The organism is Dellaglioa sp. CoH-57-MRSF-17 (genome assembly GCF_056782015.1).
In genome coordinates, this window is record NZ_JBXAXY010000002.1 from 123087 (window position 1) to 135162 (window position 12076).

General features: G+C 33.1%; 15 protein-coding genes. 14 read left to right on the forward strand and 1 reads right to left on the reverse strand.

Annotated elements, in window-relative coordinates:
• Positions 1-63: 63 nt before the first annotated feature.
• The 14 genes from efp to AC1RPJ_RS02605 all read left to right on the forward strand — a co-directional run bounded on the left by efp (position 64) and on the right by AC1RPJ_RS02605 (position 11548).
• Positions 64-624 carry an elongation factor P gene (gene efp / locus AC1RPJ_RS02540; protein WP_409022631.1) on the forward strand — a complete coding sequence of 187 codons (561 nt, stop codon included), beginning with the start codon at positions 64-66 and terminating at the stop codon, positions 622-624.
• 19 nt (positions 625-643) lie between these two features.
• Positions 644-1075 (forward strand): Asp23/Gls24 family envelope stress response protein, encoded by a 432-nt coding sequence (locus AC1RPJ_RS02545; RefSeq protein WP_409022630.1) that lies wholly within the window; start codon positions 644-646, stop codon positions 1073-1075.
• 8 nt (positions 1076-1083) lie between these two features.
• Entirely contained in the window at positions 1084-1521 is a 438-nt protein-coding gene (gene nusB / locus AC1RPJ_RS02550; RefSeq protein ID WP_409022798.1) for a transcription antitermination factor NusB, read from the forward strand.
• 106 nt (positions 1522-1627) lie between these two features.
• The gene (folD, locus tag AC1RPJ_RS02555) at positions 1628-2479 is read left to right on the forward strand and encodes a bifunctional methylenetetrahydrofolate dehydrogenase/methenyltetrahydrofolate cyclohydrolase FolD (RefSeq protein ID WP_481761244.1); all 852 of its coding nucleotides are present in this window, start codon (positions 1628-1630) and stop codon (positions 2477-2479) included.
• Positions 2472-3812, forward strand: coding sequence for an exodeoxyribonuclease VII large subunit (xseA, locus tag AC1RPJ_RS02560; protein ID WP_481761245.1), 1341 nt, complete (start codon positions 2472-2474; stop codon positions 3810-3812). Before folD ends, xseA begins: the two co-directional genes overlap by 8 nt.
• A gap of 3 nt (positions 3813-3815) precedes the next feature.
• Entirely contained in the window at positions 3816-4049 is a 234-nt protein-coding gene (locus AC1RPJ_RS02565; protein WP_409022627.1) for an exodeoxyribonuclease VII small subunit, read from the forward strand.
• Positions 4042-4929, forward strand: coding sequence for a polyprenyl synthetase family protein (locus AC1RPJ_RS02570; protein ID WP_481761246.1), 888 nt, complete (start codon positions 4042-4044; stop codon positions 4927-4929). Before AC1RPJ_RS02565 ends, AC1RPJ_RS02570 begins: the two co-directional genes overlap by 8 nt.
• A gap of 8 nt (positions 4930-4937) precedes the next feature.
• Positions 4938-5762 carry a TlyA family RNA methyltransferase gene (locus AC1RPJ_RS02575; RefSeq protein ID WP_481761247.1) on the forward strand — a complete coding sequence of 275 codons (825 nt, stop codon included), beginning with the start codon at positions 4938-4940 and terminating at the stop codon, positions 5760-5762.
• A gap of 89 nt (positions 5763-5851) precedes the next feature.
• On the forward strand, positions 5852-6307 hold the full coding sequence (locus AC1RPJ_RS02580; protein ID WP_481761248.1) for an arginine repressor: 456 nt from the start codon (positions 5852-5854) through the stop codon (positions 6305-6307).
• A 58-nt stretch (positions 6308-6365) separates the two neighbouring features.
• Positions 6366-8042, forward strand: coding sequence for a DNA repair protein RecN (gene recN, locus AC1RPJ_RS02585; RefSeq protein WP_481761249.1), 1677 nt, complete (start codon positions 6366-6368; stop codon positions 8040-8042).
• Between the two features lie 62 nt (positions 8043-8104).
• On the forward strand, positions 8105-9316 hold the full coding sequence (locus AC1RPJ_RS02590; protein WP_481761250.1) for a betaine/proline/choline family ABC transporter ATP-binding protein: 1212 nt from the start codon (positions 8105-8107) through the stop codon (positions 9314-9316).
• A 2-nt stretch (positions 9317-9318) separates the two neighbouring features.
• Complete coding sequence (locus tag AC1RPJ_RS02595; RefSeq protein ID WP_481761251.1) at positions 9319-9948, forward strand: ABC transporter permease; 630 nt, start codon at positions 9319-9321, stop codon at positions 9946-9948.
• Between the two features lie 24 nt (positions 9949-9972).
• Entirely contained in the window at positions 9973-10893 is a 921-nt protein-coding gene (locus AC1RPJ_RS02600; RefSeq protein ID WP_481761403.1) for an osmoprotectant ABC transporter substrate-binding protein, read from the forward strand.
• Position 10894: 1 nt separating this feature from the next.
• Positions 10895-11548: an ABC transporter permease gene (locus AC1RPJ_RS02605; protein ID WP_481761252.1), complete on the forward strand. Its 654-nt coding sequence runs from the start codon at positions 10895-10897 to the stop codon at positions 11546-11548.
• Positions 11549-11589: 41 nt separating this feature from the next.
• On the opposite strand, the gene AC1RPJ_RS02610 is transcribed toward AC1RPJ_RS02605, so the two are convergent.
• Positions 11590-11922 carry a hypothetical protein gene (locus tag AC1RPJ_RS02610; protein ID WP_409022619.1) on the reverse strand — a complete coding sequence of 111 codons (333 nt, stop codon included), beginning with the start codon at positions 11920-11922 and terminating at the stop codon, positions 11590-11592.
• Positions 11923-12076: the final 154 nt, after the last annotated feature.

Consider the following 12076-nt stretch of genomic DNA (forward strand, 5'->3'; position numbering starts at 1 on the left):
ATGTCCATTATTGCTATTATTAGAACTATGAGATACACGAGATAGTAGGAGGAATATTATATTATGATGTCCGTTAATGAATTTAAAAATGGTGTTACAATCGAAGTTGATGGTGATTTATGGCGTGTTGTTGAATTTCAACATGTTAAACCGGGTAAAGGTTCTGCTTTTGTTCGATCAAAACTAAAGAATCTCCGTACAGGTGCTGCTCAAGAAAAAACATTCCGTGCTGGTGAAAAAGTTCAAAAAGCACAAATTGATAATAAAAAAATGCAATATCTTTATGCTGATGGTAACAACTATGTATTTATGGATATGGATACATATGAACAATTAGAATTACCAGAAGAACGCGTGCATGAACAATTAAATTATTTGAAAGAAAACTTAATTGTTAATGTTATTATGTTTGGCACTGAAACACTTGGTGTTGACGTTCCTAATACAGTTGAATTAAAAGTAGCATCAACTGAAGCGGGTATTAAAGGTAATACACAATCTGGTGGAACTAAACCTGCTGTTCTTGAAACAGGATTAGTTGTACAAGTGCCATTCTTCGTTAATGAAGATGAAATGTTAATTATTAATACACAAGATGGCACATATATTTCCAGAGCACAATAAATCGACGGAGGTTAAACTTATGGCTGAAGAAACAAATATTGTTTTAAAAAGTACTGAACCTTCTTTGGGTGACATTAAGATTGCACCTGAAGTTATTGAAATTATTGTTGGAATTGCTGCTAACCAAATTGATGGTGTTTACTCAATGCGTGGGACAATTGCTAAAAATTTAACTGAATTATTTGGCCGTAAAAAGTCACTGGGTAAGGGTGTTAAACTTGATTTAACAGATGACCAGTTGAATATTGATGTTTTTGTTTACCTTGATTACGGTGTATCTGTTCCTAAGGTTGCATTAGTGATGCAAGAAAAGATTAAACAACAATTACTATTTATGACAGGTTTAGAAATTATTGAAGTAAATGTTCATGTTGAAGGGGTTATTCCTGAAAAGGAAGCCGATAAGATAGATACTGACGATTTATTTTCAGAAAAAGATGGTGAAAATTAGTGAGTGTAATAGTAACTAGACATACGATTCGCGAAAAAGCATTTCAAGCATTATTTGCGTTAAATTCTAACCCAGATGGTGATAGAGAGGCTATTTATCGTGAATTGTTAGAAGTTCCTGATGAAGAGTCGGCTGTAATTCCACCTTATTTAGAAGCATTAGTTTCAGGTGTTAGTGATAAACAAGCTGAGATAGATTCTGTTATTGAAGAAAATCTAACATCACGCTGGAAACTATCACGCTTAAACAATACGGATTTAATTATTTTGAGATTAGCTATTTACGAAATGAAATACGTAGATGATGTTCCTGCTAAGGTAGCATTGAATGAAGCTTTAGAAATTGCTAAAGAATTTAGTGATGATGAATCAAGAAAATTTGTTAATGGTGTGTTAGATCCAGTTGTTGAAAAAATGCCTGTTGATATTGAAAAAACAAATGAATAATAATGATTGAGAAGTGTTGCATTTTTTGCGACACTTTTTTTTTAGAAATGAATACCTTAAATATGATAAAATGTAAGAAGTAAAAATGGAATAGAGGTGCTAAATTATGGCTAAATTAATTGATGGTAAAAAATTGGCACAAATAACGACGGATAATTTAAAATCTGAGATAGAAGCTTTAAAGAAAAAGAATGTCTTTCCTACATTAGCTGTTATTGTAGTTGGAGAAAATCCAGCAAGTAAAATATATGTTAAGAATAAGCATCGAATTGCTGAATCTATTGGGATAAAATCGATTGTTAAAAGATTACCTGATACGATATCAGAAAAAGAGTTGCTAAATCTCATTAATGACTATAATGATAATTCAGATATTAATGGCATATTAGTACAGTTACCTTTACCGAACCAAATTGATGAAAAAAAGATAACCGAAGCTATTAAACCAGAAAAAGATGTTGATGGATTTCATCCGATAAATATTGGACGATTAGCCATGAATGATCCACTAGCAATTCCATGTACACCACTGGGAATTATGAGAATGTTTAACGCATACAATATTGATTTAGACGGTAAAAATGCAGTTGTTGTTGGCCGCAGTAATATTGTGGGTAAACCAATGGCGGCGTTACTTTTAAACGCTAATGCAACAGTAACGATAACGCATAGTCATACGGAAAATTTATCAGAGATAACTAAACAGGCTGATATTTTAGTCGTTGCAATTGGTCAAGCAAACTTTATTAAAAAAACCGATGTGAAACAAGGTGCTGTAGTCATCGATGTCGGGATGAACCGCTTAGATAGTGGTAAGTTAGCGGGAGATGTCGATAAGGAAGTTGCAGAGGTTGCAGGATATCTGACACCAGTACCAAAAGGGGTTGGACCTATGACGATTGCAATGTTGATGGAACAAACAATTGAATTAACAAAACGGAGTGTTGGCATTGAATAAAGATAATTATTTATCAGTTACATCATTAACAACATATTTGAAGAAAAAATTTGATGCTGATCCTTATCTTGGGACCGTTTATTTAACTGGCGAAATTTCAAATTTAAGACCTCGACCTAATGCGCATCAATATTTTAGTTTAAAAGATGATCATGCTAAAATTAGCGCAATTATGTTCCGTTCAGCTTTTGATAAAATAAAATTTAAACCAGAAGATGGCATGAAAGTTTTAGTTATGGGCCGTATATCTTTATATGAAGCGACAGGTAACTATCAAATATATATTGAGCGAATGGAACCTGATGGTGTTGGTGCGTTATATCAAGCCTATGAGCAGTTAAAAAATAAGCTACAAGCTGAAGGATTATTTTCAGCACCAAAACAGGCATTGGTTAAATATCCTAAACGAATTGCTGTGATTACAAGTCCTTCAGGGGCTGTCATTAAAGATATTATGACAACCGTTAAAAGACGTTACCCGATTGCTCAATTAGTTTTATTTCCTGCGATTGTACAAGGTGACAAAGCAGCTAATGATTTAGTTAAGCGGTTAAAACAAATTAACGAATTAGGCCATTTTGACACGATTATTATTGGTCGAGGCGGTGGCTCAATTGAAGATTTATGGCCATTTAATGAAGAATCTGTTGCAAGGGAAATATTTGCTAGCCAGATTCCAATTATTTCTTCAGTTGGACATGAGACAGACACAACCATTGCTGATTTAGTGGCCGATGTTCGGGCAGCAACGCCAACAGCAGCAGCAGAATTAGCTGTCCCTGTTTACGCCGATGAATTAATTAAGATTAATCAATTAAAATTGAGACTATTACAAGTAACACAAAATATTTTAAGTTTAAGAAGACAACAATTAGATAAGATTCAACAATCATATGTTTTTCAACAACCTAATCGGTTATATGAGGGTTACCTTCAAAACTTAGACAATTTAGCACAACGCTTAATGCAAGTAACAAAACAAATTATCACAATTAAGAAACAACAATTTGAACAAGCTAATGGTCAGTTGCGCTATCAAAATCCGCAACAATTGGTTAGTCAACTGCAAGATCAAGTAAAACAACAAAACAAACAGTTACATCAATTAATGACCTACTTACTTGAAACAAAGAAACAACAGGTTGGCGAAAAAATAAATGCGCTTGATTTATTAAGTCCATTGAAGATTATGGGACGAGGATACAGTTACGTATCTATGGAAGATAAAATTATTAAAAGTATTAATTCAGTGAATATAGATGATAACGTCGTGTTACACCTTACAGATGGTAAAGCATATGCAAAAATTGAAAAAGTTGAAAAAGGAGAATAAAAAATGGCTGAAAAAAAAGCGACATTTGAAGATAACTTAGTAGAACTTGAAAAAATTGTAACAGAACTAGAACAAGGTGATGTTCCTTTAGAAAAAGCATTAACCCAATTTCAAAACGGTGTTAAGTTGAGCTCAAAATTGCAAAAAACATTGGAAAATGCTGAAAAAACATTAACCAGTGTCATGAATGATTCTGGTGAAGAAGTGCCATTCGAACAAGGCTTAGAAAATGAGTAACTTAACTAAATTTTCTGATATCGTATTACCAGAATTTAATCAAATTATGTTGAATCAATTACAGGCTTTAGACACTGAAAAAAAGTTAAAAGAATCGATGACTTATTCAGTTGAAGCGGGTGGTAAACGTATTAGACCACTAATCATTTTTGTTATTTGTCAAATGCTTAATCGTAAACTTGATAAGTCAGTTTATTCTATTGCTGGTGCATTAGAATTAATTCATACCTATTCATTAATTCATGATGATTTGCCTGCGATGGATGATGATAATTTAAGACGTGGTAAACCAACAAACCATATTATTTTTGGTGAAAGCATGGCAATTTTAGCTGGTGATGCACTAAATACATTAGCCTTTGAATGGATCAGTAACGCAGAGTTGCCTGATTCACAAAAGGTATTACTAATGGGTCAACTAGCTAGGTTAGCTGGCCCAGAGGGAATGGTTGGCGGTCAAGTTGCCGATATTGAAGGTGAACAAAAAGAGTTATCATTAGCGCAGTTGAAACAGGTGCATAAGCGTAAAACGGGTGATTTAATTGAATTTTCAGTTTACGCAGGTAGCATACTTGGAAAAGCGACTGACCAACAGCACGTAGCGTTTATGGCATATGGACGTCATTTTGGGTTAGCTTTTCAAATCTATGATGATATTATGGATGTCGTTGGGACATCTGAAGAGATGGGCAAGGCTGTTCATAAAGACAATCAAGAAAATAAAAATACGTATCCTGGACTAATGGGAATTGATCAAGCTTATAGGATGCTCGAAGAAGTAACCAATCAAGCTAAAGATGCTATTCAAACGCTTAAGCAAACAGGGTTGGAGACAGAGTATTTGGAAGAATTGTTACATTACTTTAAATTAAAAAATTAGGAGTCACTATGAAAAAAGAGCGCATTGATGTTTTATTAGTTAAACAAGGGTTATTTGAAACTCGTGAACAGGCCAAACGTGCAGTTATGGCTGGTGAAATTCTGGGTGAGAATGAAGAACGATTGGATAAACCAGGTGTTAAAATTTCTGAAGAAACTGTGCTTCATTTTAAAGGTAAAAAATTACCTTATGTGAGCCGCGGTGGACTTAAATTAGAAAAAGCCCTTAAAGTATTTGATGCAACCGTTCAGGATAAAACGGTCTTAGACATTGGATCATCAACCGGTGGCTTTACCGATGTTGCTTTACAAAATGGCGCAAAATTAAGTTATGCGTTAGATGTTGGTACCAATCAATTAGTTTGGAAATTACGACAAGATCCAAGAGTTGTTGTGATGGAAAATACTAACTTCAGATATAGTAAAAAAGAAGATTTTGAATTTGGACAACCCAATTTTGCAACAATAGATGTATCGTTTATTTCATTACATCTTATTTTACCTGCATTAAAGAAAATTATTACTGAAAATGGGGATGTTGTGGCATTAATAAAACCCCAATTTGAAGCAGGAAAAGAAAATGTTGGAAAACATGGTATTGTACGAGATGAAAAGATTCATCGTCAAGTGCTCGAAGACATTGTTCAATTTTCTATTTCCACTGGATTTAATGTTGCGGATTTAAGCTACTCACCAATTAAGGGTGGCGAAGGTAATATTGAATTTTTAATTCATTTAAAGTCTGCGATAAATGAAATTGGCGAGATTTCGGATAAGGTTAGTATCGATGGCGTATTAACTGCTGCATACGATAACCTGAATGCCGTTAAATAAGGATTTAAAGTGAAGTTCTTTAATAATAATTGAAATTACGTTATACTAACTCTATGGGTGGTAGAGGTTATCGGGTGAGGGGGACTTTAATGAAAAAGCAAGAACGGCAACGTTATGTTCGTGAATTATTGAAGAACAATAATATTGATAAGCAGGAAGATTTTGTGAGTTTGCTTAAAAAACAAGGGATTACAGTCACACAAGCAACTATTTCTAGAGATATTAAAGAAATGCAATTAATTAAAGTGCCATCTGCTGATGGAACTTACAGTTATAATTTACCTGTTCAAAAAAAATTGAATACAGAAAAAAAATTAACTAAAACGTTAAAAGATGCTTTTATATCAACTGATGTTCAAAATGAAATGTGTCTCGTTAAGGTGACGCCAGGAAGTGGTCCAGCAATCGTATCTTTAATTGAACAAATGAATTATTCATTTGTTTTTGGTACTTTAGGCGGAGATGGATCAGCTCTAATTATCTGTCACTCGAACAAAGATGCGTTAAAGTTAAGTAAAATTTTAAATGAGATTGTAACTGAATAGATAGAAATAAAATCTGTGACATTTGTTTCAGATTTTTTCTATTAAAGGGGTGAAAAAAATGTTACAAGAATTGACAATAAAAGATTTTGCCATTATTGATTCTTTGAATATCGATTTCATGGCTAATATGACAGTTTTAACAGGTGAAACTGGTGCGGGTAAATCCATTATCATTGATGCTTTGGGCCTCTTATCAGGTGGTAGAGGGTCCCAAGAATTTATTAGAAAAGATGCAAAAAAAATGGTGCTACAAGGACTCTTTATGCCAACTGAAAACTCAAATACGTTAACGAAGTTGGACCAATTAGGTATTGGCCATGATGATAACTCTGTGATTTTACAACGTGAAATACATAGATCTGGTAAAAATATTTGTCGCATAAACGGTATGTTGGTTAACACGAGTACACTAAAATCAATTGGTGAAACGTTAGTTGATATTCATGGCCAAAATGAACATCAAGAATTAATGCAACAGGATAAGCATTTGGGCATGTTAGATGAATATATTAAAAATGATATTCAAACACTGAAGCATAGTTATCAAGAAGCATTTGAATACTATCAAAACCTAAATAAGTTACAAATAAAAAGACAAACAAATCAAAACGAATGGGCACAACGATTAGATATGTTACATTTTCAAAAAGATGAAATTGAAAGTGCAGATTTAATTGAAAATGAAGAAGACATATTAAGCGCTGAAAAAGAACGTCTAGAAAATTTTCAAACTATTAATCAGTCACTGGATGCAAGTTACCAAGCGTTATCGGGTGATGATGAAAATACAGTTGACCATGTTGGTGTTGCAATGTCTAACATGCTAAAAATTGATAATTTAGATAGTGAATATAAAGACTTAGCAGAACGGTTGTCGTCAGCCTATTATATGCTGCAGGATGCATCTAGTGACCTATTGCGTCAGTTAGACTCCCTGGAATGGGATGAGCAACGATTAAATGAGATTGAAAATAGGCTTGAATTAATTGTACAATTAAAACACAAATATGGTGATTCTGTTGAAAAAATATTAGCTTATTTGAGTCTTATATCTGAAGAATTAATTGAAATGGAAGCAACTGAAGGTAATGCAGATGATTTAGATAATCAAGTTAATTTAGCTAGAAAAGAAGCCCATAAATTGGCTGATAAATTAACTAATGTTCGAAAAAAAGCAGCCATCATTCTACAAAAAGAAGTGCATAAACAGTTAAGTGAGTTGTATATGGACAAAGCCGTTTTTGAAGTTAAATTTGATTCACTCAATCAGTTAAATAGTACCGGACAAGATAAAGTTGAATTTTATATTCAAACAAATGTTGGGGAAACAATGGGGCCATTAGCTAAGATTGCTTCTGGTGGTGAACTTTCTCGAATGATGTTAGCGTTAAAGACAATTTTTTCTAGGACGCAAGGTGTCACAAGTATTATATTTGATGAAGTTGATACAGGAGTTAGTGGACGTGTTGCCCAGGCAATTGCTGAAAAAATTAATCAAATTGCCCAACAATCACAAGTTCTATGTATCACACATTTGCCACAGGTTGCTGCAATTAGCGAGCACCATTACTTTATAGCTAAAGAAGTGATTTGTGAACGTACAGAAACATCTATTAAATTGTTATCTAAGGAAGATCGTATTCAAGAAATTGCTCGAATGCTTGCCGGTTCTGAGATTACACCTTTAACTGTTAAACATGCTGAAGAATTACTAAATACGGCACAAAAAAAATAATTAAAACCAAGGTACTACTATGAATAGATGATTGGTTAGTTATAAAAAAGGAGAGTACTAATATGCTTAAGTTTGATAAAATATCAAAAATTTATAAAGGTAATAAAGCTGTAGATAATTTTAATTTGGAAGTTCAAGATGGTGAATTCATTTGTTTCATCGGAACATCTGGTTCAGGTAAAACAACTACTATGAGAATGATTAACCGTATGTTGACACAAACAGAAGGTACAATCACTATTGATGGTAAAGATATAGCCAAAATGGATCCCGTTAAATTACGTCGTAAAATCGGATATGTTATTCAAAATATTGGTTTAATGCCACATATGACTATTCGTGAAAATATTACATTAGTACCAAAATTATTAAAATGGCCTGAAGAAAAAAGAGATGAACGCGCTAAAGAAATGATTAAATTAGTTGAACTACCAGAATCATATTTAGACCGTTACCCATCTGAACTTTCTGGTGGGCAACAACAAAGAATCGGAGTTGTCAGAGCTTTAGCTGCTGATCAAGATATTATCTTGATGGATGAACCTTTTGGTGCGCTTGATCCTATTACTAGAGAAGCTTTACAAGATTTAGTTAAAGATTTACAAGAACGTTTAGGTAAGACATTCGTTTTTGTTACTCATGATATGGATGAAGCTTTAAAATTAGCAACACGAATTGTTGTTATGTCTGAAGGAAAGATTGTTCAAGCAGATACACCCGATAATATTTTGAAAAATCCAGCAAATAAATTTGTTGAAAACTTGATTGGTCAAGATAGACTTATCCAAGCTCGTCCAAGTATTACAACTGTTGGTCAAGTTATGTTAGCTAACCCAGTTTCAATTACACCAGGTAAGTCATTAGTAACAGCTATTCGTTTAATGCATGATCGTCGAGTTGATACGTTGTTAGTTACTGATGATGCTGGTATTTTAAAGGGTTATATTGATATTGAAAGCTTAGATTATAGTTTCAATACATCAAGTAGTGTCAGCGATATTATGAACAAAGATATTTTCTATGTTAAAGAAGATTCATTAGTTCGTGATACTGTTGAACGTATTTTAAAACGTGGATTTAAAAATGTACCTGTTATTAATAAAGATGGTATATTAGTCGGAATTGTAACCCGCGCTACCCTAGTTGATATTGTTTATGATGCACTTTGGGGTGATGAAAATAGTGCTTCTCATGAAGAAGTAACTAAAATAATGACGTCAGACTCAGGTACAGATACCGATGAAACTAGCCCAAGTTCAACGAAGGAGGGTTAATAATGACTTCATTTTTACAAGAATATGGGGCAATGATTGTCTCAAAATTATGGGAACATATTGAAATTTCAGGAATGGCATTATTTTTTGGAGTAGCAATAGCTGTTCCTTTAGGAATTTTACTAACAAGATTACCTAAGACAGCCAATATTGTAATTGCAATTGCTAGTATGTTGCAAACAATTCCTGCTTTAGCTTTACTAGCCATGATGATTCCTTTATTTGGGATTGGTAAGTTACCAGCTGTTGTAGCATTATTTATCTATTCGTTGTTACCAATATTAAGAAATACGTATATTGGTATTAAAGAAGTGGATCCAGTGTTAAAAGACGCTGCTAAAGGGATGGGTATGACTAATTTGCAGTCGATTCTGCAAGTTGAATTAGTTATGGCATCTCAGGTTATTATGTCTGGAATTCGTTTAGCTGCAACTTATGTAATTGCTTGGGCAACATTAGCTTCATATATTGGTGCTGGTGGCTTAGGGGATATGATTTTTAATGGATTAAATTTGTATCAACCAAAATTAATTTTAGGCGGTACAATTCCAGTTATCTTATTAGCCTTACTAGTTGATTTTATACTTGGACAGGTTGAAAAAAAGGTAGCACCAAAAACAACAAGAAATTAAGGAGGCTTTAACATGAAAATTACGATGAAAAAAATACTTGTTAGCTTAAGCCTTCTGTTTGCCGGTGTGAGTCTATCAAGTTGTGGGTTTCCTGGTTTAACAGGTGGCTCTGAATCGACAATTAAAATTGTCGCACAATCAACGACGGAATCTCAAATTATTGGATCAATGCTACAACAATTGATTGAACATGAATCAGATAATCAAGTAGAACTGATAAATAATTTAGGTTCTGGTACATTAAGTTTTAATGCACTCAAAAACGGTGATGCAGATATATCATCTGCTAGATATACAGGAACTGACTTAAGTGCGGTATTAAATAAACCAGTAGAAAAAGATACCGTTAAAGCTAATAAAATAGTTAAAGATGGATTCGAAAATAGATTCCAAATGAAATGGTTTGATAGTTTAGGTTTTGCTGATACTTATGCATTTATGGTTACAAAAGAGACAGCTAAAAAGTACAATTTAAACACAGTATCTGATTTAAGAAAAATTGAATCTAAATTAACAGTCGGTGTTGATGCCAACTGGATTAGCCGTGTAGGTGATGGTTACGATGGTTTCCAAAAAGAATATAATATTAAATTTGGTAACATTTATCCTATGCAGATTGGATTAGTCTATAGCGCTTTGGCAAAGGGTAAAATGGATGTTGTTCTTGGATATTCAACTGATGGCCGAATTAAGAGTTATGATCTGAAAATTTTGAAGGATGATCGTCACTTCTTCCCACCATATTCAGCAAGCCTTGTTGCAAATGATTCTATCTTGAAGGAACATCCTGAATTAACACCGCTTATTGATCGACTTAAAAACAAAATTAATTTATCAACAATGCAATCATTAAATTACAAAGTTGATAATGATTTTTACGAACCAGCAGTAGTTGCAAAACAATTCTTAGAAGAACATCATTACTTCGAAAAGGCGGGTGATTAATATGAATACTTTTGATCAATTGATGTCTTATTTTAGTAATAATGGGTTATATGTTTTACAAGAATTTACAAGACATTTTTTAATTTCAATATATGGTGTGATAATTGCTGCAATTATTGGGATTCCAATCGGAATTTTTATCTCAAAACATCATAGATTGAGCGATGTAGCAATAGGTGCTGCTAATGTTATTCAAACTGTACCATCATTAGCAATGTTATCTATTATTATGTTGGGACTAGGTTTAGGTGTTAATACAGTTATTGTAACTGTTGCACTTTACTCACTATTACCTATTTTAAAAAATACGTATTCAGGGATGATTAATGTTGATCCTGGCGTTCTTGATTCTGGTAAAGGGATGGGAATGACGAGACTTCAAATCCTTTATATGATTGAGTTACCGTTATCATTATCAGTTATCATGGCCGGAATTAGAAATGCATTAGTTGTTGCAATTGGTATTACAGCAATTGGTTCATTTATTGGTGCAGGTGGACTTGGAGATATTATTATCCGAGGAACAAATGCAACTGATGGAGCAGCTATTATTTTAGCTGGTGCATTGCCAACAGCTCTAATGGCCGTTATTGCTGATGCAATTTTGGCACTTATTCAAAGAAAATTTGATCCAACAACAATTAAACGTAAATAAAAAAATGGTCATTTTCTAGTTGTTATAGAAAGTGACCATTTTTATATTGAATCGATTAAAGCGATATAACGGAGTTGATTATCAGTAAGAAGGTAAGTGATATTCGTATATTGCGTTTTAAATATTAATTGATTAGAACCAGAACGTCGGTGTAAGGTACCACGAAGTTCTTGGAATTCTTTTTGAAATCCAGTTGGATTTAATTGTAAAATAATTGTTTTTTTCATTTTTAAAACTTTTTCTGTAAAGAGTGCTAATTGAAATTGAGGCATTTGTGGTCTTAAAATAAAGTCATCTAAATCAAAAATTTTATGATATGAATATTGTAGTGTTGAGCCAATAGTTTGAATTGTTGTTTGTTGTTTATTTTGCATAATAAAGTTCCTCCCCGAACGTTTGTTTGTATTTTCATTATACGAACAAACGTTCGGTAAAGCAAGTGTTAATTTATAATATATTTAAAAGATGACAACAGCGCATAAAAAGCTTGAATAATAGCCGTAAAAAGTGCATACTATTTATTAATAC

Bases quoted from the DNA above. Each gene is read 5' to 3' on its own strand.
- efp (WP_409022631.1), top strand. From the start codon at position 64: ATGATGTCCGTTAATGAATTTAAAAATGGTGTTACAATCGAAGTTGAT.
- AC1RPJ_RS02545 (WP_409022630.1), top strand. From the start codon at position 644: ATGGCTGAAGAAACAAATATTGTTTTAAAAAGTACTGAACCTTCTTTG.
- folD (WP_481761244.1), top strand. From the start codon at position 1,628: ATGGCTAAATTAATTGATGGTAAAAAATTGGCACAAATAACGACGGAT.
- AC1RPJ_RS02565 (WP_409022627.1), top strand. From the start codon at position 3,816: ATGGCTGAAAAAAAAGCGACATTTGAAGATAACTTAGTAGAACTTGAA.
- AC1RPJ_RS02570 (WP_481761246.1), top strand. From the start codon at position 4,042: ATGAGTAACTTAACTAAATTTTCTGATATCGTATTACCAGAATTTAAT.
- AC1RPJ_RS02575 (WP_481761247.1), top strand. From the start codon at position 4,938: ATGAAAAAAGAGCGCATTGATGTTTTATTAGTTAAACAAGGGTTATTT.
- AC1RPJ_RS02580 (WP_481761248.1), top strand. From the start codon at position 5,852: ATGAAAAAGCAAGAACGGCAACGTTATGTTCGTGAATTATTGAAGAAC.
- recN (WP_481761249.1), top strand. From the start codon at position 6,366: ATGTTACAAGAATTGACAATAAAAGATTTTGCCATTATTGATTCTTTG.
- AC1RPJ_RS02590 (WP_481761250.1), top strand. From the start codon at position 8,105: ATGCTTAAGTTTGATAAAATATCAAAAATTTATAAAGGTAATAAAGCT.
- AC1RPJ_RS02595 (WP_481761251.1), top strand. From the start codon at position 9,319: ATGACTTCATTTTTACAAGAATATGGGGCAATGATTGTCTCAAAATTA.
- AC1RPJ_RS02600 (WP_481761403.1), top strand. From the start codon at position 9,973: ATGAAAAAAATACTTGTTAGCTTAAGCCTTCTGTTTGCCGGTGTGAGT.
- AC1RPJ_RS02605 (WP_481761252.1), top strand. From the start codon at position 10,895: ATGAATACTTTTGATCAATTGATGTCTTATTTTAGTAATAATGGGTTA.
- AC1RPJ_RS02610 (WP_409022619.1), bottom strand. From the start codon at position 11,922: ATGCAAAATAAACAACAAACAACAATTCAAACTATTGGCTCAACACTA.